The 24,655-nt window shown below is 71.3% G+C and carries 26 protein-coding genes; 17 read left to right on the forward strand and 9 right to left on the reverse strand.

Features of this window, described 5'->3' with window-relative positions; all coding sequences use genetic code 11:
* The first annotated feature begins 294 nt into the window (after positions 1–294).
* Positions 295–945, forward strand: coding sequence for a DUF2510 domain-containing protein (locus tag M4I32_RS00180; RefSeq protein WP_319032469.1), 651 nt, complete (start codon positions 295–297; stop codon positions 943–945).
* Between the two features lie 21 nt (positions 946–966).
* Here the strand turns inward: M4I32_RS00180 and M4I32_RS00185 are convergent, their stop codons facing one another.
* The 5 genes from M4I32_RS00185 to M4I32_RS00205 form a co-directional block, all read right to left on the reverse strand.
* Entirely contained in the window at positions 967–1,389 is a 423-nt protein-coding gene (locus M4I32_RS00185; RefSeq protein ID WP_319032470.1) for a DUF3054 domain-containing protein, read from the reverse strand.
* Between the two features lie 4 nt (positions 1,390–1,393).
* On the reverse strand, positions 1,394–1,690 hold the full coding sequence (locus tag M4I32_RS00190; protein WP_319032471.1) for a DUF503 domain-containing protein: 297 nt from the start codon (positions 1,688–1,690) through the stop codon (positions 1,394–1,396).
* 24 nt (positions 1,691–1,714) lie between these two features.
* Entirely contained in the window at positions 1,715–2,314 is a 600-nt protein-coding gene (locus tag M4I32_RS00195) for an RDD family protein (protein ID WP_319032472.1), read from the reverse strand.
* Positions 2,315–2,368: 54 nt separating this feature from the next.
* Positions 2,369–3,397, reverse strand: a complete 1,029-nt coding sequence (locus tag M4I32_RS00200; RefSeq protein ID WP_319032473.1) for an LLM class flavin-dependent oxidoreductase — start codon at positions 3,395–3,397, stop codon at positions 2,369–2,371.
* 66 nt (positions 3,398–3,463) lie between these two features.
* On the reverse strand, positions 3,464–3,898 hold the full coding sequence (locus M4I32_RS00205) for a hypothetical protein (protein WP_319032474.1): 435 nt from the start codon (positions 3,896–3,898) through the stop codon (positions 3,464–3,466).
* A 159-nt stretch (positions 3,899–4,057) separates the two neighbouring features.
* On the opposite strand from M4I32_RS00205, the gene M4I32_RS00210 reads away from it, so the two are divergent.
* Both M4I32_RS00210 and M4I32_RS00215 read left to right on the forward strand, forming a co-directional pair.
* Positions 4,058–4,555, forward strand: a complete 498-nt coding sequence (locus M4I32_RS00210; protein ID WP_319032475.1) for a DUF427 domain-containing protein — start codon at positions 4,058–4,060, stop codon at positions 4,553–4,555.
* Positions 4,549–4,944, forward strand: coding sequence for a YchJ family protein (locus M4I32_RS00215; RefSeq protein WP_319032476.1), 396 nt, complete (start codon positions 4,549–4,551; stop codon positions 4,942–4,944). The genes M4I32_RS00210 and M4I32_RS00215 overlap by 7 nt, the downstream gene beginning before the upstream one ends.
* 17 nt (positions 4,945–4,961) lie before the next feature.
* Here M4I32_RS00215 and M4I32_RS00220 read toward each other — a convergent pair whose 3' ends face one another.
* On the reverse strand, positions 4,962–5,768 hold the full coding sequence (locus M4I32_RS00220) for an SDR family oxidoreductase (RefSeq protein ID WP_319032477.1): 807 nt from the start codon (positions 5,766–5,768) through the stop codon (positions 4,962–4,964).
* A gap of 67 nt (positions 5,769–5,835) precedes the next feature.
* Between M4I32_RS00220 and M4I32_RS00225 the strand changes: the two genes are divergently transcribed.
* From M4I32_RS00225 to M4I32_RS00245, 5 genes are all read left to right on the forward strand, one after another.
* Entirely contained in the window at positions 5,836–6,480 is a 645-nt protein-coding gene (locus M4I32_RS00225) for an SDR family oxidoreductase (RefSeq protein ID WP_319032478.1), read from the forward strand.
* A 148-nt stretch (positions 6,481–6,628) separates the two neighbouring features.
* Positions 6,629–7,543: a hypothetical protein gene (locus tag M4I32_RS00230; protein ID WP_319032479.1), complete on the forward strand. Its 915-nt coding sequence runs from the start codon at positions 6,629–6,631 to the stop codon at positions 7,541–7,543.
* Positions 7,543–8,811 carry an acylneuraminate cytidylyltransferase gene (locus M4I32_RS00235; protein ID WP_319032480.1) on the forward strand — a complete coding sequence of 423 codons (1,269 nt, stop codon included), beginning with the start codon at positions 7,543–7,545 and terminating at the stop codon, positions 8,809–8,811. The genes M4I32_RS00230 and M4I32_RS00235 overlap by 1 nt, the downstream gene beginning before the upstream one ends.
* Complete coding sequence (locus M4I32_RS00240; RefSeq protein ID WP_319032481.1) at positions 8,808–9,680, forward strand: N-acetylneuraminate synthase family protein; 873 nt, start codon at positions 8,808–8,810, stop codon at positions 9,678–9,680. Before M4I32_RS00235 ends, M4I32_RS00240 begins: the two co-directional genes overlap by 4 nt.
* A complete protein-coding gene (locus M4I32_RS00245; protein ID WP_319032482.1) occupies positions 9,677–10,999 on the forward strand; it encodes a DUF6716 putative glycosyltransferase in 1,323 nt (440 codons plus the stop codon). The genes M4I32_RS00240 and M4I32_RS00245 overlap by 4 nt, the downstream gene beginning before the upstream one ends.
* Here the strand turns inward: M4I32_RS00245 and M4I32_RS00250 are convergent.
* The gene (locus tag M4I32_RS00250; protein ID WP_319032483.1) at positions 10,927–11,970 is read right to left on the reverse strand and encodes an FUSC family protein; all 1,044 of its coding nucleotides are present in this window, start codon (positions 11,968–11,970) and stop codon (positions 10,927–10,929) included. The genes M4I32_RS00245 and M4I32_RS00250 overlap by 73 nt on opposite strands.
* Positions 11,971–12,025: 55 nt before the next feature.
* On the opposite strand from M4I32_RS00250, the gene M4I32_RS00255 reads away from it, so the two are divergent.
* Together M4I32_RS00255 and rpsA are read left to right on the forward strand one after the other, a co-directional pair.
* On the forward strand, positions 12,026–12,400 hold the full coding sequence (locus M4I32_RS00255; RefSeq protein WP_319032484.1) for a TraR/DksA family transcriptional regulator: 375 nt from the start codon (positions 12,026–12,028) through the stop codon (positions 12,398–12,400).
* 196 nt (positions 12,401–12,596) lie between these two features.
* Entirely contained in the window at positions 12,597–14,054 is a 1,458-nt protein-coding gene (gene rpsA / locus M4I32_RS00260) for a 30S ribosomal protein S1 (protein WP_319032485.1), read from the forward strand.
* Between the two features lie 55 nt (positions 14,055–14,109).
* Here the strand turns inward: rpsA and M4I32_RS00265 are convergent, their stop codons facing one another.
* Both M4I32_RS00265 and M4I32_RS00270 read right to left on the reverse strand, forming a co-directional pair.
* Positions 14,110–14,826 (reverse strand): SDR family oxidoreductase, encoded by a 717-nt coding sequence (locus M4I32_RS00265; protein ID WP_319032486.1) that lies wholly within the window; start codon positions 14,824–14,826, stop codon positions 14,110–14,112.
* Complete coding sequence (locus M4I32_RS00270; protein WP_319032487.1) at positions 14,819–16,828, reverse strand: FAD/NAD(P)-binding protein; 2,010 nt, start codon at positions 16,826–16,828, stop codon at positions 14,819–14,821. The genes M4I32_RS00265 and M4I32_RS00270 overlap by 8 nt, the downstream gene beginning before the upstream one ends.
* Before the next feature lie 142 nt (positions 16,829–16,970).
* Between M4I32_RS00270 and M4I32_RS00275 the strand changes: the two genes are divergently transcribed.
* The 7 genes from M4I32_RS00275 to M4I32_RS00305 are packed head-to-tail and all read left to right on the forward strand — an operon-like array spanning position 16,971 to position 24,652.
* On the forward strand, positions 16,971–18,131 hold the full coding sequence (locus M4I32_RS00275; protein ID WP_319032488.1) for an ABC transporter substrate-binding protein: 1,161 nt from the start codon (positions 16,971–16,973) through the stop codon (positions 18,129–18,131).
* Between the two features lie 25 nt (positions 18,132–18,156).
* Entirely contained in the window at positions 18,157–20,151 is a 1,995-nt protein-coding gene (locus M4I32_RS00280; RefSeq protein WP_319032489.1) for an ABC transporter permease, read from the forward strand.
* The gene (locus tag M4I32_RS00285) at positions 20,148–21,044 is read left to right on the forward strand and encodes an ABC transporter ATP-binding protein (RefSeq protein WP_319032490.1); all 897 of its coding nucleotides are present in this window, start codon (positions 20,148–20,150) and stop codon (positions 21,042–21,044) included. Before M4I32_RS00280 ends, M4I32_RS00285 begins: the two co-directional genes overlap by 4 nt.
* On the forward strand, positions 21,044–21,790 hold the full coding sequence (locus M4I32_RS00290) for an ABC transporter ATP-binding protein (RefSeq protein WP_319032491.1): 747 nt from the start codon (positions 21,044–21,046) through the stop codon (positions 21,788–21,790). The genes M4I32_RS00285 and M4I32_RS00290 overlap by 1 nt, the downstream gene beginning before the upstream one ends.
* 14 nt (positions 21,791–21,804) lie before the next feature.
* On the forward strand, positions 21,805–22,425 hold the full coding sequence (locus tag M4I32_RS00295) for a CMD domain protein (protein WP_319032492.1): 621 nt from the start codon (positions 21,805–21,807) through the stop codon (positions 22,423–22,425).
* Positions 22,422–23,018 (forward strand): alkylhydroperoxidase domain protein, encoded by a 597-nt coding sequence (locus M4I32_RS00300; protein WP_319032493.1) that lies wholly within the window; start codon positions 22,422–22,424, stop codon positions 23,016–23,018. Before M4I32_RS00295 ends, M4I32_RS00300 begins: the two co-directional genes overlap by 4 nt.
* Before the next feature lie 35 nt (positions 23,019–23,053).
* Entirely contained in the window at positions 23,054–24,652 is a 1,599-nt protein-coding gene (locus M4I32_RS00305) for an MFS transporter (protein WP_319032494.1), read from the forward strand.
* Positions 24,653–24,655 lie beyond the last annotated feature (3 nt).

Below are 24,655 nucleotides of genomic sequence, written 5' to 3' on the forward strand. Positions count from 1 at the left end.
GGTTTTCGGCTCGGATCGGTGCCGAACCGCAGCCGCGTCGTGCGGAGCACTCTGCTCGCGGCATGTGCGCTGAGTCGCCAAGAATCGCTCCGCCGCATCCGCGGAGGCGACGTTTCGTGGCGACCGATGGGTGCGGTGTGGCGGCACGACCGCGTGGGTAGCCAAGAAGCGTCGCCTGTGGGCTGAGAAGGCGACGTTTCGTGGCGAGCCATGAGGGTGAGGGGATGCCGCACCCGTGCGCTCCTCGTGAGTAGACTCGCCGCGACCACCATCCGGGGAGCAGGGGAGACGCCGATGTCCGACGAGAGCCGCAGCATCCCGCCCGCCGGCTGGTATCCCGATCCGACCACTTCGGGGGTGCAGCGCTGGTGGGACGGCGCCCGGTGGACCGAGCACACGCACGGCGCGCGCCCAGCCGCCGCGGCCGACGGCACCCCGCCCCAGGCCGGAACACCGACGAACACCGTATGGATCTGGCTCGTCGTCCTCCTGCCGCTGCTCTCCCTCGCCACCCTGGGCTTGACCGACTGGCGCGCTTACCTCGACGAGACGATGATGCGCGCGCTTGAGGATCCGACGGGCGCGGCGACGATGCAGCCGATGCTCATGCCTGCGGGCACGTGGGCGCTCGTCGGGATCGGCTATCTCGTGGCCGGCGCCACGGTGCTGTTCGCGTGGCTTGACTGGCGCACCCTGGCGCGGCGCGGCATCCATCGTCCGTTCCACTGGGGCTGGGCGGCGCTGGCGCTCGTCGTCACTAACGGCGTCTACGTGATCGGGCGTGGTGTCGTGCTGCGGCGTCGCACGGGCAAGGGCCTCGCCCCGGTGTGGGCGTGGATCGCCGTGAACGTGGTGAGCCTGATGGTCGGGCTCGCGTTCGCCTGGTGGTTGCTGTCGTACGTGTTCGAGCTCATGATGGTGGTCACGCCGTCGATGGCGGCGTAGGCATCCTCCGCCCGCGACACATCAGGATGCGGCGCGCCGCGCGACCAGCTCCGCCACCACGCGCCAGCCGACGAGCAGCACCAGGAGCGTCACCGCGGCGACGATGACGAACGCGAGTGCCGTGCCCTGGCCGCTGACGGCGCGCAGCAGCATCCCGCCCGCCACCGTCACGATCCAGATCGGGATGCCGGTGCGCACCGGCGCGAGCGGACGGCGCCAGCCCGACGCGGCCAGCCAGCCGAGCACCAGCGCGACGACGAACGGCCACGACGTCTGCACCAGCCCGCTGCCGCCCGGGCCCAGCACGCCCTGCTCATGGCTGGCGCGCCCGATCGCGGCGAAGACCACGACGAGGACGGCGTCGGCGGCGAACGCGAGGGCGGCGACGCGAGGACGGGAGCGGAGCCGGGCTGTGGCCGTGCGTTCTTCAGAGTCAGGGGTCATCACATCAATCCTCGCTCGAATGCAGACCACGCCGCGTCGACAGCAGCGTGATCTCGGGGTGCTCCTCGGCCACCGCCCGCTCGGCGCGGTCGAGCACCGTGCGCACGTGTGCGGCATCGCCGGCCACGACGGACACGCCGACGAGGGCCCGACGGTGCAGATCGTGGGCGCCGACTTCGGCCGCGGCGGCCTCGGTGCGCCGATTGAGATCGGCGACGAGAGGGCGCAGGATGCTGCGCTTCTGCTTGAGCGATTGCACATCGCCGAGCAGCAGGTCGAACTCGATCCAGCCGATCCACATGCCTCGATGATGTCAGGGGCAGGACTATGCGGCGCCGGCCGCATCGGCAGCGGACGCCGGCTCATGAGACGGGCCGCGCCGGATGACGCGGGTGCCGGCCGCGAGATCGTGCGGTCCGCGCCCGTCCTTCTGGAACGCCACCATCGCGATGTACGCCAGGGGCAGCACGTTCGCCACCACCATGAGGACGAGGAGCCAGATGGGAAAGACGGGGTCGTCGGCCGCGAGGAGTCCGACGATGTTCCACACGGCGACGTGAGCGATCTCCCACGGCAGGAGCTTCACGACCGTGCGGACGAGCACGCGAGTGCGTGACGGGAGGGAGCCGGTGGACGCCTCGACGACCTGCAGGCGCAGGACCCGTTTACCGACGGTCGCGTGATGGCTCGACGCTTCGCTTGCGAAGAGGTAGATGCCCACGGGCAGCACGAGCAGTGCGAAACCCCGCACCTGAGCGCCGGCGGTCCCGAGGGCGAGCCAGTCGAAGAACCTGCCGGTGATGGCGTACGAGATGAGAGCTACGACGGCGAGCACGGCCATCCAGCCGAGGATGAGCGCGTAGTCGATCAAGAGCGCCGCCACGCGCACCCAGAAAGGCGGTCGCTTCAGGGGAGCCCTGCTCATGACCGTCAACGTAGTGCACGTGCACTCACGGCACTCGACCGCCCGCGCAGACGCCTACTCGGTCGCCGGCTTCCACCCGAGCGCCGGCGCGACATGTGCCGCGAACGACTCGACCACCCGCATGTTGAACTCGACGCCGAGCTGGCTGGGGATGGTCAGCATGAGCGTGTCGGCGCTGCGGATCGCGGCGTCGTCGAGCAGCTGCTCGACGAGCACGTCGGGCTCGGCGGCATAGGTCTTGCCGAACGTCGAGCGCATCCCGTCGATGATGCCGATCTGGTCGCCGCCCTGGCCGCCTCCGAAGTACATGCGGTCTTCCGCGGTGGTGATCGGGAAGATGCTGCGGCTGACCGACGTGCGCGGCTCGCCGGGGTGCCCGGCATCCCGCCACGCCTGCCGGAACGCGTCGATCTGCTGCGCCTGCAGTTCATCGAAGGGCACGCCGGTCGCCTCGGTGAGCAGGGTCGATGACATCAGGTTCACGCCCGTGCGGCCGGCCCATTCGGCGGACTCGCGGTTGCCCGCGCCCCACCAGATGCGCGAGGTCAGGCCCGGGGAGTGCGGCTCGATCTGCTGCCGCCCGGTGCCGCCGCCGAAGGGGCTGTGCGGGTCGCGGTCGGCCATGCCCTCGCCCTCGATCGCCCGCAGGAAGGTGTCGAAGTGCCCGCGCGCGATGTCGGCACCGCGGGGGTCCTCGGAGCCGGTGTAGCCGAAGGCCTCGTACCCGCGCACCACCGATTCGGGTGATCCGCGGCTGACGCCGAGCGCGAGCCGACCGCCGCTGATCAGGTCGACGGATGCCGCTTCCTCGGCCAGGTAGAGCGGGTTCTCGTAGCGCATGTCGATCACGCCGGTGCCCATCTCGATGCGCTTCGTGCGCGCCGCGATGGCGGCGAGCAGCGGCATGGGGGAGGACTGCTGCCGGGCGAAGTGGTGCACGCGGAAGTAGACGCCGTCCACCCCCGCGTCGTCCATGCCCTGGGCCAGATCGATCGCCTGCAGCATCGAGTCGCGGGCCGTGAGCACGCGGCCGCCGCCGAGGGGACCGTAGTGGCCGAAGGAGAGGGTTCCGAAGCGTTGCATGACGACAGCAACCGTACTCGGGTGAGAAGTATTCCGCTGCATACGGATCGAGAGTCCGCCGCCACCTCAGCCGCCGAGCCAGAACGCGACCCGTTGCAGCATCGCGAACAGCTCGGGCGTGAACCACAGCGTCGCCGACCAGTAGGCCAGCGGCACGGTGCCGCTGACGATGCCCAGCACGAGGCCTGATCGCGAGCGCGTCGTGATCCCGAGCCATGTCGCGACCGTGCCGGTGGCGAGGCCGAGCGGCGACAGGGCCAGGAATCCCAGCATTGCGGGCCAGAGCAGCAGGCTCAGGTACAGCCGGGAGACCGGGTCGCCGATCGGCACCAGCGGTCCGAAGGTCACGAGTACGGCGAACACGCCGATCACGAGGTTCGCCGAGCCGAGCACGACCGCGGCTCCCGCGAGCGCGGGCCGTGAATGTGGCGGGGTCGTCGGCGTGTGCGGCGTCGTGTGCGCGGTGGTCGGCATGGGGTGCGGGCTGGACGGTGCGGGCATCGGGGCCTCCTTCGACCCCGCCATCGTGGCCGCCGCGTCCATGGCCGCCCTCCCGCGGTCGTCCGTGTGGTGGAGAGTGCGTCACGAGCAGCACGAGGGAGGACGACTCGGAGGACGCCCCGGCATCCGCTCGTCTGCACCGCGGCGTACCGTTGCCCTATGAGCCGACCCGCACCCGACCCCGCCGGCCCCGGTCAGGAATCCGTCTGGGACTACCCGCGCCCGCCCCGCATCGAGGCGGTGCGACGGCGGATCAGCATCGAGCTCGGGGGCCGGCGCATCGTCGACACCGACGATGTCGTGCGGGTGCTCGAGACCAGCCATCCGCCCACCTACTACCTGCCGATGGCGGCGTTCGCCCCGGGGTCGCTCGTTCCCGCGGCCGGAGCGTCCTTCTGCGAATTCAAGGGTGCCGCACGCTACTTCGACGTGCGCGGCGGTGACCGGGTCGTCGAGGGCGTCGCCTGGACGTACCCGACGCCCGCGCCCGGATATGGGCAGCTGCTCGACCGCGTGGCGGTGTACCCGGCACCGATGGATGCGTGCATCGTCGACGGCGAGACCGTCACGCCCCAGCCGGGCGGGTTCTACGGCGGCTGGGTCACAAGCGACCTGGCGGGACCGTTCAAGGGCGCCCCCGGCTCCATGGGATGGTGACCGGCCGCACATCACCGCACGCGCCCTGCCCCTGCGGCTCGGGCGAGCGGTACGACGGATGCTGCGGACCCCTGCACGCAGGGCGTCCCGCCGCGACGGCGCTCGCGCTGATGCGGTCGAGGTACAGCGCGTTCGCGCTCGGCTACGCGCACCACCTCTCGGCGACCTGGCACCCGGGCACCGTTCCGGGCGACGTCGGCGTGGATGCGGCGACCCGCTGGACCGGGCTCGAGATCATCGCGACCGACGGCGGCGAGCCCGGCGACCGGCGCGGCGTGGTCGAGTTCGCCGCGCACTACCGCGAGGGCGGATCGGACGGCGTGCTCCGCGAGCGCAGCCGCTTCGTGTTCCAGAGCGGCCGCTGGTGGTACCTCGACGGGCGCGGCTGAGCGCCGGCATCCGCACGCTACGCGAGCATTCGGCCGCTCGCCTCGAGCGCGACGCGTCGCGGCACGAGAGCCGACAGGGTCGTCGCGATCGTGTTGCTCGCACCCGAGACGACGCTCGGGGGAGTGCTGCGCCGGTCGAGCGCCTTCAACGCCGTGTCGACCACCTGAGCGGGCGACTGCACACCCCGCGAGGCGATCTCTTCGGCCTCGGCGATCTCGAAGAACTCGGTCGCCGTCGAACCGGGGCTGAGCGCCAGCACCCGCAGCCCGGTGCCGCGGGTCTCGTAGGCGATGGCTTCGGTGAAGTTCAACACGAACGCCTTCGTCGCCCCGTAGACGGCCATGCTCGGTGTCGGCTGGTACGCCACCACGCTCGCGAGGTTCACGAGCGCGCCCCGCCCCGCCGAGATCAGCTGCGGCAGAAAGGCGTGCGTGAGGGCGACGAGGGCCGTCACGTTCAGCTGGATCATCGCCGCCATCCGCCCGGGATCCTCGTCGACGAACGGCCCGCGCTTGCCGAATCCGGCGTTGTTGATCAGCGTGTCGATGCGGATGCCGCGGGCCTCGAGGTCCGCGCGCAGGCGCTCCGCGGCCTCCGGTTGCGCCAGGTCCATCGGGATGACCGTCGCAGCCACGCCGTGGCGCTCGGTCAGCTCGGCGGCGAGGTCGCGCAGGCGCTGCTCTCGGCGGGCGACGAGCACCACATCCGCACCGCGCGCGGCGAACCGGGCCGCGAACTCCTCGCCGATACCCGAACTGGCGCCGGTGATCAGAACGGTCGTGCCGCGGTAGGTCATGGCGGGGGCGTCGTCTCGGGAATCCACCCGTCCAGGCTATGCGCGCCGGACGGCAGACGGCCCGGTCGCGCGTCGGGAGGGCTAGCGTGGAGCCATGTCGCGCATCCTCGTCTTCGGCGGCCACGGCAAGGTGGCCCTTCTGCTCGCCCCGCTGCTGGTCGAGGCCGGCCATCAGGTCACGGCCGTCGTCCGCAATCCCGATCACACCGCCGACGTGGCGCAGGCCGGAGCCGACGCGCGCGTCGCCGACATCGAGCAGCTCGACGTGGCCGCGCTCGCCGCGTTGGTGAGCGACCATGACGCGATCGTGTGGACCGCGGGCGCCGGCGGCGGGGACCCCTCGCGCACGTATGCGGTCGACCGCGACGCCGCGATCCGCTCGATGGATGCCGCCGTCGAGGCGGGTGTGCGCCGCTACATCATGGTGTCGTACTTCGGCGCCGGCCCCGATCATGGGGTGCCCGAGGACAACAGCTTCTACCCCTACGCCGAGTCCAAGAGCGCCGCCGACGCGCACCTGCGCGACGCGCCGCTCGACGCCACGATCCTCGGCCCGAGCGCCCTGACCCTTGACTCGCCGACCGGCAAGATCGACACCGATGCGCCGGATGCCGCGTCCGTCTCGCGCGCCGACGTCGCCGCGGTGATCGCCGCGACCCTCGCCGATGACACCACGATCGGACGCACCATCCGCTTCAACACGGGAGCGACGCCGATTCCCGAGGCCATCCACGACTGAGGGCACGCCCGCCACTCGGCGGTCGGCACCGTTCGTTCACCACCCCGTCGCCCGGGCGTCATCGCCGCGCCGCCCGATCGTTCACCCCTGTATCGCAGGGTGAGCGGACGGGGCGGATCGACCGCACCCGGGTGAATGCGGGGGTGCCGTGGCCGAGGACGCGCTGGCATGGGTCGAATCGCCCCTGCAGCTGCTCGGAGCAGCGGAGTGGGCGGCCGCCCACGGCGTGCGCACCACCGTCGCGGGGCGGCTCACCGCGCAGATGAGCGAGACCTCCGCCGAGCTGGTGCGACGCGAGGCGCCGTTCGGTGAGATGCATCCCTATCTGGGCATCCCCTGGCTGCTGCTCGCCCGTCACCGCCACTGGCTCGTCGGAGACGGCTTCTCGGGTCAGTTCCGCCTGGCGGCGTCGCTGCTGCGGCCCGCACGCGTGACGTTCCTTGATGACGGGGCGAACACGCTCGCCTTCGCGGACGCACTGACGGGGCGGCGGCCGTACGCCCGCCCCGGCAACGACGAGCGGGGGCTCATCGCCCGTGTCGCGCCGTTCGCACTCGACCACGTGCGCACGCGCGCGCTCGCCGGCGGCGTCGCGCTGTTCACCGCTTTCGATCCGGGACCCGCCCGGCTCGACGCCCTCGCCGATCTCGGGGTCGGGGTGGCGCGGCATCGCTTCGCGTGGACGCGCGCGGCGTCGCGGGACATGGGGCTCTCGACCTCCCGCGTGCTGCTCGGCAGCGCGCGCCCCATCGACGGCCGGCTCGACACCGACGTGTACCTGGACTGGGTCGCCGCCGAAGCGGCGACGGCGCCCGTGACCTACCTGCCCCACCGTCGCGAGTCGCGCGCGCAGCTGGATGCCGTGTCCGGCATCCCCGGGGTTCTCCTCGCCGAGACCCATCTGCCGACCGAGCTCGTGCTGGCCGGTGTGCGCCGCCCCCTCGATGTGCTGACGCTTGCGTCCAGCACCACGACGACCCTGCCGATGGTTCTCGAGGGAACCGGCAGCCGCATCCGCGAGCGCGACCCCGCGCTGCGCCACCGTCGCAAGGCGGTGCGCTGATGCGCCAGGTCGTCGCCGTCATCCCCGCCCGGGGCGGATCCAAGGGCGTCTCCCGCAAGAACCTGCGCCGCGTGGGCGGCGTGCCGCTCGTGGGCCGCGCCGTCGCCGCCGCCCGCGCCGCCCGCACGGTCGACCGCGTGGTGGTCTCGACCGACGACACCGAGATCGCCGCCGTTGCCCGCGAATGGGGCGCCGAGGTCATCCGCCGCCCCGCCGAGCTGTCGGGAGACACGGCGTCGTCCGAGAGCGCGCTCCTGCACGCGCTCGACGAGATGACCGAGAACGGCATCCGCGTGGGCACCCTCGCCTTTCTGCAGGCCACGTCGCCGTTCATCGATCCGCGGGCCCTCGACGACGCAGTGCGCATGATCACGCGCGGCCCCTACGACAGCGTGTTCTCGGCCGTCGAGACCTACGGCTTCGTCTGGGAACGCGACGAGCTCGGCGCCCGCGGCATCAACCACGACGCCGCGCATCGCCCCCGGCGGCAGGACCGCGATCCCCACTTTCTCGAGACCGGCGCCTTCTACGCCATGGATGCCGCGGGCTTCCGCGCCGCGCGCCACCGCTTCTTCGGCCGCACCGGTGTGCTCGCGGTGCCCGAGCGCACGGCGATCGAGATCGACTCCGAGGAGCAGCTGCAGATGGCGCGCGCCATCGCGCCCCTCGTGCGCACGACGGCACTCGCCGACACCGACGTGATCGACGCGGATGCCGTCGTGACCGACTTCGACGGCGTGCACACCGACGACACCGCCCTCGTCGACGCCGACGGCAACGAGAGCGTGCGCGTCAGCCGCTCCGACGGCATGGGGGTGTCGCTGCTGCGCAGCGCGGGGGTGCCCGTGCTGGTGCTCTCGACCGAGACGAACCCCGTCGTCGGCACCCGTGCGCGCAAGCTGCGCGCCGACGTGCGGCAGGCCGTCGACGACAAGGCCGCCGCGCTGCGGGAATGGGCCGAGGCACGCGGCATCCCCCTGGCCCGCATCGCCTACGTCGGCAACGACGTCAACGACCTGGGGTGCCTCGAGCTGGTCGGCTGGCCGGTCGCCGTGCCCGACGCGCACCCGCTCGTTCTCGCCGCCGCGCGAGCCGTGCTCACCCGCGGCGGCGGCCGAGGCGCGGTGCGCGAGCTGGCCGACCGCGTGCTGCGCGCTCGCGGCGCTGTTGACGTGCGTGCGGCGGACGCGCACCGCGAGGCGACCGCACCCACGTCGTCCTTCCCCATCGATTCCCGCGCCGCGCACGAGAGAAGAGCCACATCATGACCGTCACCATCGGATCACGCGTCGTCGGCGGCGGCCGCCCCGCGTACGTCATCGCCGAGATCGGCCTCAACCACAACGGCGACGTCGACCTCGCCACGCAGCTGATCGACGTCGCGGCCGACGCGGGCGCGGATGCGGTGAAGTTCCAGAAGCGCACGCCGGAGCTCTGCACGCCCGAGCACATGCGTGACGTTCCCCGCGAGACGCCGTGGGGCACGATGACCTACCTCGACTACCGGCGCCGTGTCGAGTTCGACCGCGACGCGTACATCGCCATCTCGGATCACGCGCTGCTGCGGGGCGTGGACTGGTTCGCCTCGCCGTGGGACGTGCCGAGCGTGGCCTTTCTCGAAGACCTGAACGTCGTCGCGCACAAGGTCGCCTCGGCATCCGTGACCGACCATGACCTGCTGCGCGCCCTGCGCGACACCGGCAAGCCGGTGATCCTCTCGACCGGCATGTCGACCGCCCCGCAGATCGACGCGGCGATCGAGGTGCTCGGCACCGACAAGCTCGTGCTGATGCACGCGACCTCGACCTATCCGATGGAGCCGGACGAGGCGAACCTGCGCATGATCCCGGTGCTGCGCGAGCGCTACCCCGGTGTGCCGGTGGGCTACTCGGGCCACGAGCGGGGACTGCAGATCTCGCTCGCCGCCGTCGCACTGGGCGCCGTCGCGGTCGAGCGCCACATCACGCTGGATCGCACCATGTGGGGGTCCGACCACGCCGCGTCGCTCGAACCCACGGGCCTGCAGCACCTGGTGCGCGACATCCGCGTCATCGAGGCCTCGCTCGGCGACGGCGTCAAGCGCGTGTTCCCGGGCGAGCTCGCGCCGATGGCGAAGCTGCGCCGCGTGCCCGCGTGAGCCTGGGGTCGGCGCTGCGCGTCGTCGCGCTGGCCGACACCGATTCCTATGTCAAGTGGGGTGCGGCGCTGCTGGCTTCCCGCCCCGACGCCATCGATGCGACGCTGCTGATCGTCGAGACGCCGCTGGTGGTCAGCGCGGCGCAGCAGCGTGCGGCGGTGGCCGGCAGCGGGCTGTCGCCCGAGCGGGTGCGGCGCGTCGCCCACACCGCTCTCGCCGATGAACTGGGGCGTCTTGCTCCCGACGCCGTGCTGATCGCCGCGCGCGGGCCGCTCGCCCGGGTGCTCGCTCGCGCCGTCGCGAGCCTGGAACCGCGCCCGGTCATCGTCACGGGCCTGCCGGGCATCTCGATCCCCGCCACCCGCAAGGCGCTGCACTTCCGGATGCAGAGCGACCTGTTCGTGCTGCACTCCCACCGCGAGGTGCGGGAGTTCGCGGCGCTCGCGACCGAACGGGGGGTCGCCATGCGCTTCGGCCTCGCGCGGCTGCCCTTCGCACGATCGGCGGACCCCGGCGCCCACGACGGGTGGCGCCCTGACGGCGACCTCGTGTTCGCCGCGCAGGCGATCGTGCCTCGCGAGCGCGCGGACCGGCGGCGGGTGGCCGCGCTGCTCCGGGCCGCCGCGCACGTGCGGCCCGATCAGCGCGTGGTGCTCAAGCTGCGCGCCGTGCGAGGCGAGCACCAGACGCACGCCGAGCGCGACGGGTACGTCGAGATGCTCGCCGAGCTGGGGCCGGTTCCCGCGAACCTCGTCGTCTCGACCGAGCCGATGGCGCGGGCGCTCAAGAACGCCCAGGGACTGGTCACCGTCAGCTCGACCGCCGCGATCGAGGCGGTCGCGCGCGGCATCCCCGTGATCGCGCTCGACACGTTCGGCGTCTCAGACGACCTCATCAACACGGTCTTCGTCGGCAGCGGCCTGCTGGCGGGGGAGGATGCGGTGATCGCGCGTGACCTGCGTCTGCCCGACGCGGCGTGGCTGCGCGAGAACTATCTGCACGACGCCGGCGATGACGACTGGGTCCCGGCGCTCGCCGCACTCGTGGCCCGTCGTCGGGCGGGCACGCTGCCGCCCCGACCGCCCCTGCGTCGCACCGGCGGCCGCGTGCGCGACGCGTTCGAGCACAAACTGGCCTTCGGGGGCCGCGACCGGTCGGTCTCGGGGCTCGTGGCGCTGTCGATCGGGGCACCGCTGCGCGAGGTCGTGCGGCTCTGCTACCGCGTCCGTCGACTCGTCGGCGAGCGTCAGCCGGTTTCGCGGAGCGCGCCGTGGATGCGGCGCAGGTCCTCGAGCAGCGCCCCGATCAGCACCCAGTGATCCGGTGAGGGTGCGGGAGTCTGCAGCGGCGCCGTGAGCGCCGGCGGCTCGTCCACGACCGGCTCGGACGCCGCGGCGTCCCCCGCCCGCACCCGCGCGAGTCCGCGCCGCACCGCGCCCGCCGCGCGGTGCAGCTGATCGCCGATCGCGCCGACGGCCGGCTCCTCGCACACGCCGACGTCATAGCGGTCGTCGAGAGCTCTGGTCATGCCCACGCTCTGCGTCACGATCGGTCCCAGCCGGTCCACGAGCGCGCTGAGACCGGCGAGCTCGTCACGGTGCCGTCGGGCGCGGGGGTTCAGCGTCAGGGATTCGCGGGCGTCGGCAATCGCCGCGGCGGCCTCGTCACGAGCGTCGCGCATGCGCCGGGCGTCCTCGAGCAGCTCGTCCAGCTCAGCGGCGCTGCGCGGTGTCGTCAGGGCGTCGGCAAGACGGTCGAGGGATGCTGCGAGCTCCTCGGCGAGATCGGCGACGGCCCGCCGCGCGGGAGCGAGCGTCACCGGCGGCACGATCGCGACGTGGACGATCACGCCGATCGCCGCACCGATGATCGTCTCGATCACCCGGTCGAACGCGTAGTTCGGCGTCGCGGCGCCGAGCGCGAGCACCAGCAGGGCGCTGATGACCACCTGGTTCGCCGTCCCGGACGTCATCCGCAGTGCCCAGGCGATCACGAGCGCGATCACGATGACGACGGCCACCACGCCCGCCGTCTCGCCGAGCAGCATCGCGAGCACGGACGCGACGACGACCCCGACGACCACGCCGACGCTGCGCTCGATCGCCTTGAGATACGACTGGTTGAGGCTCGGCTGCACGACCAGCAGCGCGGCGATCGCCGCGAAGACCGGCGGCGGACCGGGCACGAGCCACCCCGCGACGAACCACGCGGCGATCGTCGCGATCGCCGACTTGGCCACCTGCAGGAGTGGTGTGCGCCGGCTCGCCCGGATCGCGGAGGTCATGCGCATGGCTCCACGCTATTGCGCCCGGCCCATGCGGGATCCGCGGCCGTAGCCTGGAGGCATGGCAGAGAGCTCCGCCGGCGCGACCGCCGCACGGCACGCGCGGTTCATCGACGACCGCCGGCGGGCCGTGCGTGAGCGCCTGGCACTGCTCGAGGAGCAGCTGACCGGCATCCGTCATGCGCGCGAGGAGTGGACCGACGACGAGCACGACCCCGAAGGCTCGACGCTCGTGACGGAGTGGTCGCGCGCCGAGGGCCTGCGCGGCGAGCATCTCGCCGAGCTCGCCGAGCTCGACCGCGCGGAGGAGCGGCTGCGCACCGACCGGTACGGCGTCTGCGAGGGATGCGGCGAGCCGCTGTCGGAGGGGCGGCTGCGTGCACGCCCCGCCGCCGTGAGGTGTGTTCCGTGCGTCGAGGCGGCCCGCCGGCGCTGAGCGTTGCGAAACGCGCCCGCGCCCCTGCGTGCACGCGGCCTCGTCTGCTATCCTTGACTGTCACTCGCATGGCTCTCTCGCTGTGCGTGCACGACAATCCACATCCGCTCTGCCCAGATCGCAGAGGCCTCGTGTCTTCGCGACGGATTCGCAGATCATGGGCCCGAAACTCCACCCAACAAGGACTACCCACTACATGACTACCGCAACGACCGCCACGGCCCCCAAGCAGGTCGCGATCAACGACATCGGATCTGCCGAGGACTTCCTGGCCGCGGTCGAGAAGACGCTCAAGTACTTCAACGACGGAGACCTCATCGAAGGCACCGTCGTGAAGATCGACCGCGACGAGGTGCTCCTCGACGTCGGCTACAAGACGGAGGGTGTCATCCCCTCCCGCGAGCTTTCCATCAAGCACGACGTCGACCCCAACGAAGTCGTCGACCTCGGTGACATGGTCGAGGCGCTGGTCCTCCAGAAGGAGGACAAAGAAGGTCGCCTCATCCTGTCCAAGAAGCGTGCGCAGTACGAGCGCGCCTGGGGCGACGTCGAGAAGATCAAGGACACCGACGGTGTCGTCACCGGTCAGGTGATCGAGGTCGTCAAGGGCGGTCTGATCGTCGACATCGGCCTGCGCGGCTTCCTCCCCGCGTCGCTCATCGACCTGCGTCGAGTCCGCGACCTGACGCCGTTCCTGGGCCAGGAGATCGAGGCGAAGATCCTCGAGCTCGACAAGAACCGCAACAACGTTGTGCTCTCGCGTCGTGCGCTTCTCGAGCAGACGCAGTCCGAGACCCGCTCGAACTTCCTCAACGCCCTGCACAAGGGGCAGGTCCGCAAGGGCACGGTCTCGTCGATCGTCAACTTCGGCGCGTTCGTCGACCTCGGCGGAGTGGACGGTCTCGTGCACGTCTCCGAGCTGTCGTGGAAGCACATCGAGCACGCGTCGGAGGTCGTCGAGGTCGGCCAGGAGGTCACCGTCGAGATCCTCGAGGTCGACCTGGAGCGCGAGCGCGTGTCGCTGTCGCTCAAGGCGACGCAGGAGGACCCCTGGCAGATCTTCGCCCGCACCCACGCGATCGGTCAGGTCGCACCGGGCAAGGTCACCAAGCTCGTGCCGTTCGGCGCGTTCGTCCGGGTGGCCGACGGGATCGAGGGCCTGGTGCACATCTCCGAGCTCTCCGGCAAGCACGTCGAGCTCGCGGAGCAGGTCGTCTCGGTCGGCGAAGAGGTCTTCGTCAAGGTGATCGACATCGACCTCGACCGTCGCCGCATCTCGCTCTCGCTCAAGCAGGCCAACGACTCGGTCGACCCGCTCGGCACCGAGTTCGACCCGGCGCTGTACGGCATGGCGACCGAGTACGACGAGCAGGGCGAGTACAAGTACCCCGAGGGCTTCGACCCCGAGACCAACCAGTGGAAGGAAGGCTTCGACGAGCAGCGCGTGGCCTGGGAGCAGGAGTACGCCGCTGCCCAGGAGCGCTGGGAGGCCCACAAGATGCAGGTCGCGAAGGCGATGGAGGCCGAGGCTCAGGCCGGTGCCGACTTCGGCGCCGCCGGCTCCGGCTTCTCGAACGACGTGGTCGGCAGCGCCGGTCCCCTCGCCGACGACGAGGCCCTCGCCGCACTGCGGGAGAAGCTCGCCGGACGCTGATCCGCGAACACACGACAGGGGTCGGGACCTTCGGGTCCCGGCCCCTTCGGTCGTTCTAGAGGCGGGAGATCTCGACCCGCGGTCGCACCGCGACATCGGTCAGGTGCACGTCGCCGGGGGCGTCGACGACGAACCGCACGGTCTGGGCGACCGATTCGGGGCGGATGTAGAGCTCCGGCCGGTAGTCGCCGCCGCCGGATTCGATCATGCCCCGCAGCATCGCGGTGTCGGTCTGCCCGGGCGCGATCGTGACGACACGGATGCGGTGCGGCTCCTCGTCGATGCGCAGCACATCCGCCAGAGCACGCAGGGCGTGCTTGCTCGCCGAGTACACGGCGCTGCCCGGCACGGGTCTCGTGCCCGCGCCCGACCCGATGAACACGACCGTGCCCTGCGCCTGGCGCAGCAGGGGCAGCGCCACGCGCGTGAGCAGAGCGGGCGCGACGACGTTGGTGTCGAGCTGCCGGTGCCAGTCCTGCGCCGATGCGGCGTCGACGGGCAGCGCCTGCGCCACCGCCGCCGCATGCACGAGCACGTCCAGTCGCGGCAGCCCGGCCACGACGTCGGCCACCGCGTCGGGGTCGGTCACATCGACCCGCTCGCCGCGGCATCCGGTCTTCTCGGCGAGGGCTCTCAGCCGCTCCGGGTCGCGACCGAGGGCGACCACGCCGTGTGTGCGACGGAGGTCGGCGACGATGCGCGAGCCCATGCCCCCGGTCGCCCCGGTCACGAGCGCGGTGGGGCGGGCGGGAACCGGGGGGACGTCACTCATGTGCTGCTCCGTGCGGTGTCGAGGGTGCGGTGAGGGCGGCGGGCGGTGCGAGGGCGATGCGCAGGGCGCTGCGGGCGACGCGGTCGGTCTCGCGCAGCATCGTCGGATCGGTGCCGGGCATCGGGCTGATGATGGCGTCGTGCATGACCTCGTCGACGGGGATCCCCGCCACGTGGAACGACCTGTCGAGCTCACCGTCGGGATGCACGAGCAGGCCCGTCTGAGGGTCGATGTCGAAACCTCCGGTCGCCACGGTGCCGCCCGCGCGCGCCGCGATGCGGAAGGGCCGCATCCGTCCTGCGCTCTGCAGGGCATGGGTGAGCGGGTCAGCGCTCGCCGAGACGTCATGGACGTGCATCCAGGCGTCGATCAGGGCGCGAGCCTGCACCTCGGAGCCGCGCACCGACGGCGACGACGCGGAGAAGGCGCCGTCGGCGACCCGCACCGACGCGCCCGGGCCGATCATGCGAACGACTCCCGCGGTCATCAGCGCGAGCAGCTGGCGGTTGCGGAACGCCGGGGGCCCCGAGCCGAACATGCCGCCGGCGCTGTGGAGCAGGCGGAATCCGCCGCGGCGGGACTCGGCGTCGAAACCGCCGAAGGCCCCGATCGTTCCCACGGGACCGCGTGCGGAGGCGATCGACCAGAGCGCCGCCTTGAGCGGGCCGTCGGCGCCGCGTTCCGCCTCGGCCAGATCCGCCTCGACGAACGCCGCCACCCACGCCTGGTATTGCTCGGGTGACGCGAACTCTCGGCCCACGGGGGCGAGTGCCGAGGCGAGGTCGAGCCGGTCGCCGGGCGACGGGACGAGTGGCGCGACGGCCTCCTCGAGCGCATCGATGCGGCCGGGGGACCGGTCGATCGCCGCGAGCACATGCGACAGCGACCCGGCGAGTGCGCCGGGACGCACGCGGGCGAGGGTCTCGTAGTAGTCCGCGAACGCGTCCTTGAGGATCAGCGGCCATACGTCCGCGTCGAAATCTATAGGCCGGGGCACCCGCGTCCAATCGATGCCGCGCAGATGGCGCTGCGCCGCGCGCGGCGGCAGCGACCCGTAGAGCGTCTTCGCGCGATAGGGCAGACCACGGTGCGACGTCGCATGCAGCACCGGCTCCGCGCCCGACGCCACGTAGGCGAGGCCGCCCGGCGCGTCGTCGTCCGGCACGAAGCGTCCCCCGCGCCCGAGCGTGAGCAGCGCCATCGTGTCGAAGAAGCCCATCCCGAGGCCCCGCACGATCACGTGCTCGCCGGGCTCGACGCCCCCGAGATCCTGGTCGATCGGGCTGTCGGGGCGCACCCAGAGCAGCGACGGGTCGGCCGCGCGGGCCTCGACGATCTCGCGCTCCTCGTCGGTCAGCGCACGCGGCATCCACCCGGTCGCGGCCACGACGGCGTCGGCGACCAGCTCGACGCCCGAGGCGAGACCGAGCACCTGACGGCCGTCCCGCTCGGTCACGTCGATGACGCGGTCCAGGTGCTCGACGACGCGGATGCCGGGGGGCAGGCGCGCGCGCGCATGCGCGTAGCACCAGAGCGCATACTCGCCATAGAGGGCGCGGCTGGGGTGGGACTCGGGTCGCTGGGTCGACAGCTCGTCCCGGTACGCCTGGGCCACTCCCGGGCGCGGCGATACTTCGTCGAAGGCGGCGACGTGGGCGGCAGGGATCGCGGCCACCCGCTGCGCCGACTCGCCCTCCGATCCGAACGCCCGGTCGTGCACCAGCAACGACCACTCGTGCAGCGTCGGTCCGGGGCGGATGGGCCCCGCCATCGTGCCCGATGCGTCCGTGAAGAGCGTGACGGCGTGGGCGAGAGTGTTCATGCACATCTCGCGCGGCTGGTCGGTGCGCCAGATGCGACCCGCGCCGATCTGCATGTCGTCGATCAGATGCACATCCAGGTCGGCGTCGGGCGGCGCGTTGGCGGCGATCCGTTCGAGCAATGACACCGCGCGGGGGCCGCCACCGACCAGGGCGAGGGTCGGGCGCGCGAGGAATGACATGTCTCTTTTCTACGGGGCCGGGGGCCGCAGCGCATCGTCACATGGCCTTGTGTTACGCGCCGGTTCGGCGCGCGGTCCCCGCTCGCCGACGATGGAGTCTGCACCACCTGCTGATATCCCTCGCTTCGACAAGGAAACTCCCATGACACCCACACGCCGCCTTCTCACCTGGTCTGCCGCTGCCGCCGCGACGACGATGGTGCTCGCGGCGTGCGCGGGCGACGCCGGCAGCGGCACACCAGGGGCCTCCGACGAGCCCATCGTCTTCGGCGTCTCGGGTCCGCTCACGGGCAACCAGGCCGAGTACGGCGAGAACTGGCAGGAGGGCTTCCAGATCGCCCTCGAAGAGATCAACGCCGACGGCGGAATCGACGGTCGCGAGGTCGAGCTCGACTTCCAGGACAGCCAGGGCGAGGCCGCCCAGGCCACGACGATCGCACAGCGCTTCGTCAGCGACGACAGCATCCTCGCCGTGCTCGGCGACTTCTCGTCGGCGACGTCGATGGTCGCGAGCCCGCTCTACCAGCGCGGCGGTCTGCTGCAGCTGGGCATCACGAACTCGCACCCGGACTTCACCGAGACCGGCGACTACGTCTTCAGCCCCAGCATCACGCAGGAGGTCGAGGCGCGTGTCGTCGCCGACGCCGCCGGCGAGCTCGGGGACGACATCGCCGTGTTCTATCTGAACACCGATTGGGGCAACACCGCCAACGACGTGCTCGAGGACCAGATCGCCGCCAACGGCGACGAGATCGTCTACTCCACGGCCGTCGAGGAGACCTCGACCGACTTCCGCCCCCAGCTCGTGCAGGCACGCGATTCCGGGGCCGACGTCGCGATCATCTACACGTACTACTCCACGGCGGCGCTGCTGGCGCAGCAGGCCGAGCAGGTCGGTCTCGACGTGCCCTACGTGGCGGTCGGGTCGAACTACTCGCAGCAGCTGCTCGATCTCGCGGGTGACGCCGCCGAGGGCATCTACGTCGACACGTCGTTCTTCCCCGAGGCCGACGACCCCGCCGTGACGTCCTTCGTCGAGTCGTACACCGACGAGTTCGGCTACGCGCCGAACCTCTTCGCGGCCTACGCCTACGATGGTCTGAAGCAGCTCGCGTGGGCGGCCGAGAACGCCGAGACCCTCGATCGCGAAGGCATCCGCAACGCTCTTCGCGACGGGGAGGCGATCCCCTCGATCATCTACGGCGACACGCAGTACAACGACGAGCGTCGCATCGACGACCCGCCCTTCACCTGGCTGCAGGTTCAGGACGGCGCCTTCGTCGAGACCGACGACCTCGGCTGACTAGCCGGCCGAACCAGGAGTCCGCTTGTTCGACATACTCCTCGCCGGCCTGATCAACGGCAACGCCTACGCCCTCGTGGCGCTCGGGCTGTCGCTCGTGATCGGCGTGGCGAACGTGGTCAACTTCGCGCACGGATCGCTCTTCGCGGTCGGCGCGATGGTCGGCTGGCTGGTCACGACCACCTTCGGCATGCCGTTGTGGGCGGGCGCACTGGCGGCGGTGGTCGTGACCGGGGCCCTCGGGTACCTGATCAACCTCGTCGCCGTGCGTCCGTTCGCCGGCCGTGCCCCGATCGCGGCGGTGCTCTCGACGATCGCGGTCATGATCATCCTCGACAACCTGCTGCAGATCGTCTTCGGACCCGAGGTGCGGCGCTTCGATTCGGGCCTGCCGCCGGTCACCTTCCAGGTGGGCGGGCTCACGTTCGGGCTGATCGATGTCATCATCCTCGTCACGGGCGTCACGCTGATGACGGTGCTCGCGCTCGCGCTGCGGTTCACCCGCATCGGTCGCGCGATCCGCGCCACCTCGCAGGATCGCGATGCGGCGGCGCAGATGGGCGTTCCCGTCGCCCGTGTGCAGTCGATCGCCTTCATGGTCGCCTCCGCGCTCGGGGGACTGGCGGGTGTGCTGGTGGCGGCCTACTTCACGACGATCGCGCCGACGCAGGGCTTCCAGATCGGGCTCGCCGGCATCGCCGCTGCGACCCTCGGTGGCCTCGGATCGCTGCTCGGCGCCGTCATCGGCGGGCTGATCCTGGGCGTGCTCGAGGCGATCGGCGTCGGCCTCTGGGGTGACTCCGTGCGGCAGCTGATCACCTTCGGCGTGCTGCTGGCCGTGCTCTGGATCCGGCCGGAGGGTCTGCTCGGCAAGAAGACGGTCAAGCGCGAGCCGCTCACGGGCACCTTCTTCTCTCAGGCACGTCCACTCGTCATGCGACGCTGGCAGATCGCGGTGCTCGTCGCGCTCGCACTCCTGCCCGCCATCCCGGGCCTGTTCAACGGGTACGCGGTGCAGGTCGGCATCCAGATCATCGCCTTCGCGATGATCGCGCTGTCGATGACCGTGATCGGCGGCCAAGCCGGCCAGCTCTCGCTGGGGCAGGCGGGGCCGGTCGCGATCGGCGCCTATGCGGCGGCGCTGCTGATGAAGAACGCCGGCATGCCGTTCCTCGCGGCCGCTTTCGTCGCGGGCCTGATCGCCGCCGTGCTGATCGCGCTGCTGAACACGCCGTCGTGGAAGCTGTCGGGCCACTACCCGGCGATCGCGACGCTCGCCACGGGGGCCGCCATCGTCGCGGTCATCCTCGTGGCCGAGCCCCTCACGGGCGGAGGGAGTGGACTGTCGCTGATCCCGCTGCCGGAGGTGTTCGGGTTCGTCCTCAGCTCGCCGACCCAGCTGTACGCGCTGGGTCTGGGGCTGCTGCTGCTGATCATCCTGCTCGTGCACCGGATGAGCCGTTCGCACCTCGGGCTGTACTGGCGGGCCGTGCGCGATGACGAGGTCGCGGCGCGTGCGGCGGGCATCGCCGCCCCGCAGTACAAGTCGCTCGCGTTCGCCGTCGGTGGGTTCATCGCGGGCGTCGCCGGTGCCTTCTGGGCCGCGCAGTACGGCTTCCTCGACCCCAAGATCTTCACTCCGAACCTGTCGTTCCAGATCGTCATCATCGCCGTGCTCGGCAGCATGCTGCGCCCCTTCGGTGCGGTGCTCGGGGCGGTCATCCTCGTGGGCGGCCTCGAGCTGTTCCGCGTCGCCGCGGACACGCGCCTGCTGATCTACGGGCTGGTGCTGCTGGTGTTCGTGCGGCTGCGCCCCCAGGGTCTGTGGACGCTGCCGCTTCCCTTCGCGCGTCTCGTGCGTCGCCTGACCGGCCGTGACCGCTCCGGGGGCGCGGACTCGTCCCAGGTCGACGATGCCGACGCCGCGGGCGCCGAACCGGAGCTTCCGGGCACGCTCGCGCCTGCGGCACCCGGTGCAGGGAGCGCCGCCGGGCATCCAGAGGAAGGGAAGAGACGATGAGTCGCGTCCTCGAGGTCTCGGGTCTCACGCGCACGTTCGGCGCCCTGCGCGCCGTCGACGATGCCGCGTTCCACGTCGATGACGGCGAGGTCGTCAGCATCATCGGCCCCAACGGCTCCGGCAAGACCACGACGATCAATCTGCTGAGCGGCGACCTGCGCCCGGATGCCGGCAGCATCCGCTTCGCCGGCGAGGACGTCGCGGGGCGCAGCGCCGACGCCATGGCCCGCCGCGGCATGCGGCGCACGTTCCAGAACGGCCGCGTCTTCGCGAACGCGACGGTGGAGGAGAACGTGCTGGTGGGGCAGGTGCCCCTCGCGCGCGCCGCCACTCCGCTGCCCGCGCTGCGCGGCATCCCCGTCGTGCGCTGGGTCGCCCTGGTCGCCGAGACCGTGCTGGCGACCGTCGGAAGCCCCGCGCTTCGTCGCGAGCGGCGCGAGATGCGCGAACGCGTGACGACCCAGCTCGCGCGCTTTCAGACCCGCCTGGCCCCACGACGCGACCATCCCGCCTGGACGCTGTCGTACGCCAACCGCCGCCGCACCGAGATCGCGCGCGCGCTCGCCTCGGACCCCGCTGTCCTGCTGCTCGACGAGCCCACCGCGGGCATGAACACCGCCGAGACCAAGGAGGTCATCCGTCAGCTGCTGGAGCTGAAGGCCCAGGGTCAGACGATGGTGATCGTCGAGCACAAGCTCGAACTCGTGATGACCGTCTCGGATCGGGTCGTCGTGATGGACGGCGGCCGGATCATCGCCGACGGTCCGCCCGCGGCGGTGCAGAACGACGAGCGCGTGATCGAGGCCTATCTCGGCAAGCGCCGAGGCCACGTCGCCGCGCGCACGCACGACGTCGCCGGCGCCGTGCTGCACGGAACCGAGGAGGACAAGTGATGAGTGCGCCCGAGACCGGCGCCCCGCTGCTGTCGGTGCGCGATGTCGACGTGTACTACGGCGAGTTCCATGCCCTGCAATCGGTCAGCTACACCATCGGCCGGGGCGAGATCGTGTCGCTGCTCGGCGGCAACGCGTCCGGAAAGTCGACGACGATGAAGACGATCCTGCGCCTGGTCACGCCGCGTGCGGGCGAGATCGAGTTCGACGGGCGGAGCATCCTGCGCGATTCCACGGCGCAGGTCGTGCGGTCGGGGATCGCGAGCGTGCCCGAGGCGCGGCGCGTGTTCCCCGAGATGACGATCGAGGAGAACCTGCTCGTCGGGGCCTATACCCGGCGCGTGTCGACCGCCCGGCTGCGCGAAGACGTGCAGACGCAGTACGAGATGTTCCCGCGTCTCGCCGAGCGGCGGCGGCAGCAGGCGGGCACGCTCTCTGGCGGCGAGCAGCAGATGCTCGCCTTCGCGCGGGCGCTCATGTCGAGACCTCGGCTGATCTGCATGGACGAACCCACGATGGGGCTGGCGCCGATCATCGTCGACCAGGTGCTCGAGACGATCCAGCGCATCAACGCCGAGCTCGGCGTGGCCGTGTTCATCGTCGAGCAGTCCGCCGAGCTGGCGCTCTCGATCGCGCACCGCGGCTACGTGCTCGTCAACGGCGTCGTCCGGCTGGAAGGCTCCGCGGCGCAGCTGCTGGCCAACCCCGACATCCGCGAGGCCTACCTGGGCCAGAGCGCCGCATGAGCGAGAGGAGCACCGTGCCCCACCTTCCCGGCACGCAGACCCCGGACGTGATCGACGTGCTCGCCGGCATCCGGCCCGGCGATCGTCTCGACCTGCTGCGCGCTCGTCGGCCCGAGGCGCGCGAGCACGCGCAGGGGGCCTACCTCGCGCTGTTCGAGCCCGACGACACCTCGGCCGTCTCGCTCGTCGAGCGGCGGGCCCTCGCCCTGTTCGTGGCGGCGCTGCATCGGTCGGGGCCGGGCGTGTCCTTCTACGGCGACGCGCTTCGCGCCGACGAGGCGGGCGCGCATCTCGCCGACATCGTGCTCGCCGAGGCCGAGCTCGGAGCGCACCCGGGTCCCTACGGCAGATTCCTCTTCGACAACGCCGACGAGAGCGTGGCCGGACCCGAGCACGAGATGTCGGGCGTCGAGACGGTATACGTGCTCGGCGAGCGACTCGTCGCGGCGATCGAGCACGCCCACATGCTCACGCTCCACCCGCGGGACGCCTCTCGCGCACATCTGCAGAAGCTGCTGGATGCCGGATGGTCGACGACCGGCATCGTCACGATCTCGCAGCTGGTGTCGTTCCTCGCCTTCCAGCTTCGTGTCGCGCACGGCCTGATCGTGCTGCGCGGAAAGGACGCGTCATGACCGATTCGCTCGCCCCCGAGACGCCCCTCGACCCGCCGCCGGCGTTCACGCAGCAGCTGCTCAACTGGCGCCCGTGGCTGCACCCGCTGCCGGAGGAGGAATTCGAGGAGCGGCACTACGAGGCGCTCGTGCAGCGCTCACGCGTGCGCAATGAGTACTTCCGGCTGCTCGCCCGCGATCCCGATGTGCTCCGCGAGCGCACGCTGACCGACTTCGACATCTTCTTCAACACCGACGCCGGCCTCGACCGCGCCGGCCGCGAGATCGCCGCGACCGTCGCGTCGCGTGTGAACGGGTGCGTGTACTGCGCATCCGTGCACGCGGGCTTCGCCACCCATCACTCCGCCAGGGAACAGGATGTGCAGCGTCTGCTCGACGAGGGCGTCTCGGTGCGACTCGACCCGCGCTGGGACGCGATCATCGATGCCGCGGCGGCTCTCACCGCCACGCCGCCGACGTTCTCGGGCCACGAGGTGGCCGCACTCGAGCAGGCCGGGATGGACGAGCTCGAGGTGCTGGATGCCGTCATGGCCGGCGCATTCTTCAACTGGGCGAACCGGCTGATGCTCTCGATCGGCGAGCCCACGCGCTGACGAGAGCCGTGTCGGCGGGGCGCTAGTGTGGCAGCATGACCGCCGTGCCGGCCCCGACCGTGACCGCCGTTCCCCGGCGTGCGCGCCTCGTGCTGTCCGCTCTGATCCTCGCGGCGCTCGTCTGCAACATCAATCTGGCCGCCGCCAACATCGCGCTGCCCGAGATCGGTGATGCCTTCGGATCGACCCAGACCCAGCTGAACCTGGTCGCCCTGGGCTGCTCACTGGGCCTGGCGATGTCCGTCCTCTATCTGGGCGCGCTGGCCGATCGCTACGGCCGCAAGCAGCTGCTGCTGCTGGGTCTGGTGCTCACCGTCGTCGCGAGCTTCCTGTCAGCGTTCTCGGTCACGGTCGAGATGCTCATCGCAGCGCGCATCTTCACCGGCATCGCCGCCGGCATGGCCTATCCGACGACGCTCTCCCTCATCACCGCGCTGTGGGCGAACGGTCCCGAGCGCACCAAGGCCATCGCGCTGTGGTCCGCCGTGAGCGCGATGGCGACGGTCATCGGGTCGGTGCTCGCGGGTCTGCTGCTCGAGGCGTTCTGGTGGGGATCGGCCTTCCTCATCGCCGCGCCGATCGCCGCGGTCGCCGTCGTGATGGTGTGGGTGGCGGTGCCCGCCCACGTGCATGAATCGTCGGACCCCGTCGATCATCTGGGTGGTGTCGTGTCGGTGCTCGCCGTCGCCGCCTTCGTGCTCGGTGTCAGCACGGTGTTCGCGCCGGGGCAGGCGACGCTCGGCGCCGTGCTGCTCGTCGTCGCGGTCGTGCTGTTCGCCGGATTCGGCATCCGCCAGCGCGCGACCCGGCATCCGCTCTACGACCTCACCGTTGCGCGTCGCCGCATGTTCTGGGTGCCCGCGGCAGGCGGCATGATCGTGTTCGGCTCGCTGATGGGGGCGATGTTCGTCGGGCAGCAGTTCCTGCAGAACATCCTCGGCTACGACACGTTCGAGGCCGGTCTCGCCGTCGTCCCCGCGGCCGTCAGCCTGCTGTTGCTGGCGCCCGTCTCCGCGCGGCTGGTCACGGCTCGCGGCTCCCGCGTCACGATGCTGTGCGGGTACGCTCTCGTGCTCATCGGCTTCGTCACGATGCTGTTCTGGCGTGAGAGCACCCCCTACTGGCTCGTCGGGGTCGGGTTCTTCTTCATCGGCGGTGGCGCCGCCCTCGCGATGACACCCGCCTCGCGCGCCCTGACCGAGTCCACCCCCGTCGCGCGGGTCGGAATGGCCTCGGCGACGTCGGATCTGCAGCGTGACCTGGGCGGGTCGATCATGCAGGCGATCCTCGGCGCGATCCTGGCCTCCGGCTTTGCGGCCGCGTTCGCCCGCCAGATCTCCGCGAGCTCCGACGCGTCGTCGATCAGCGCGAGCGTGACCGAGGCGCTGCAGGCGTCCTACGCCTCGGCTCTGCACGTGGCCGACCAGTACCCGCAGTATCAGGACCAGATCCTCGCCGCCGCCGCGCAGAGCCTTGTCACGGGTGCTCTGGCGGCGTATCTCGTCGGCGCGGTGGCGATCGTGCTCGGCGCCGCGCTGGTGGGCTTCGGTCTGCCCTCGCACGCACGGGAACGCGAGCTCGTGGAGCAGTACACGCGCGCCGACGCGACGGCCGAAACCGTCTCGGCGCGATAGTTT

This window comes from Microbacterium sp. LRZ72, from assembly GCF_033792225.1.
Lineage (GTDB): Bacteria > Actinomycetota > Actinomycetes > Actinomycetales > Microbacteriaceae > Microbacterium.

Excerpts from the sequence above, each read along its gene's own strand:
- M4I32_RS00180 (WP_319032469.1), top strand. The coding sequence starts at position 295 with ATGTCCGACGAGAGCCGCAGCATCCCGCCCGCCGGCTGGTATCCCGAT.
- M4I32_RS00185 (WP_319032470.1), bottom strand. The coding sequence starts at position 1,389 with ATGACCCCTGACTCTGAAGAACGCACGGCCACAGCCCGGCTCCGCTCC.
- M4I32_RS00190 (WP_319032471.1), bottom strand. The coding sequence starts at position 1,690 with ATGTGGATCGGCTGGATCGAGTTCGACCTGCTGCTCGGCGATGTGCAA.
- M4I32_RS00195 (WP_319032472.1), bottom strand. The coding sequence starts at position 2,314 with ATGAGCAGGGCTCCCCTGAAGCGACCGCCTTTCTGGGTGCGCGTGGCG.
- M4I32_RS00200 (WP_319032473.1), bottom strand. The coding sequence starts at position 3,397 with ATGCAACGCTTCGGAACCCTCTCCTTCGGCCACTACGGTCCCCTCGGC.
- M4I32_RS00205 (WP_319032474.1), bottom strand. The coding sequence starts at position 3,898 with ATGCCCGCACCGTCCAGCCCGCACCCCATGCCGACCACCGCGCACACG.
- M4I32_RS00210 (WP_319032475.1), top strand. The coding sequence starts at position 4,058 with ATGAGCCGACCCGCACCCGACCCCGCCGGCCCCGGTCAGGAATCCGTC.
- M4I32_RS00215 (WP_319032476.1), top strand. The coding sequence starts at position 4,549 with ATGGTGACCGGCCGCACATCACCGCACGCGCCCTGCCCCTGCGGCTCG.
- M4I32_RS00225 (WP_319032478.1), top strand. The coding sequence starts at position 5,836 with ATGTCGCGCATCCTCGTCTTCGGCGGCCACGGCAAGGTGGCCCTTCTG.
- M4I32_RS00235 (WP_319032480.1), top strand. The coding sequence starts at position 7,543 with ATGCGCCAGGTCGTCGCCGTCATCCCCGCCCGGGGCGGATCCAAGGGC.
- M4I32_RS00240 (WP_319032481.1), top strand. The coding sequence starts at position 8,808 with ATGACCGTCACCATCGGATCACGCGTCGTCGGCGGCGGCCGCCCCGCG.
- M4I32_RS00250 (WP_319032483.1), bottom strand. The coding sequence starts at position 11,970 with ATGCGCATGACCTCCGCGATCCGGGCGAGCCGGCGCACACCACTCCTG.
- M4I32_RS00255 (WP_319032484.1), top strand. The coding sequence starts at position 12,026 with ATGGCAGAGAGCTCCGCCGGCGCGACCGCCGCACGGCACGCGCGGTTC.
- rpsA (WP_319032485.1), top strand. The coding sequence starts at position 12,597 with ATGACTACCGCAACGACCGCCACGGCCCCCAAGCAGGTCGCGATCAAC.
- M4I32_RS00265 (WP_319032486.1), bottom strand. The coding sequence starts at position 14,826 with ATGAGTGACGTCCCCCCGGTTCCCGCCCGCCCCACCGCGCTCGTGACC.
- M4I32_RS00270 (WP_319032487.1), bottom strand. The coding sequence starts at position 16,828 with ATGTCATTCCTCGCGCGCCCGACCCTCGCCCTGGTCGGTGGCGGCCCC.
- M4I32_RS00275 (WP_319032488.1), top strand. The coding sequence starts at position 16,971 with ATGACACCCACACGCCGCCTTCTCACCTGGTCTGCCGCTGCCGCCGCG.
- M4I32_RS00285 (WP_319032490.1), top strand. The coding sequence starts at position 20,148 with ATGAGTCGCGTCCTCGAGGTCTCGGGTCTCACGCGCACGTTCGGCGCC.
- M4I32_RS00290 (WP_319032491.1), top strand. The coding sequence starts at position 21,044 with ATGAGTGCGCCCGAGACCGGCGCCCCGCTGCTGTCGGTGCGCGATGTC.
- M4I32_RS00300 (WP_319032493.1), top strand. The coding sequence starts at position 22,422 with ATGACCGATTCGCTCGCCCCCGAGACGCCCCTCGACCCGCCGCCGGCG.
- M4I32_RS00305 (WP_319032494.1), top strand. The coding sequence starts at position 23,054 with ATGACCGCCGTGCCGGCCCCGACCGTGACCGCCGTTCCCCGGCGTGCG.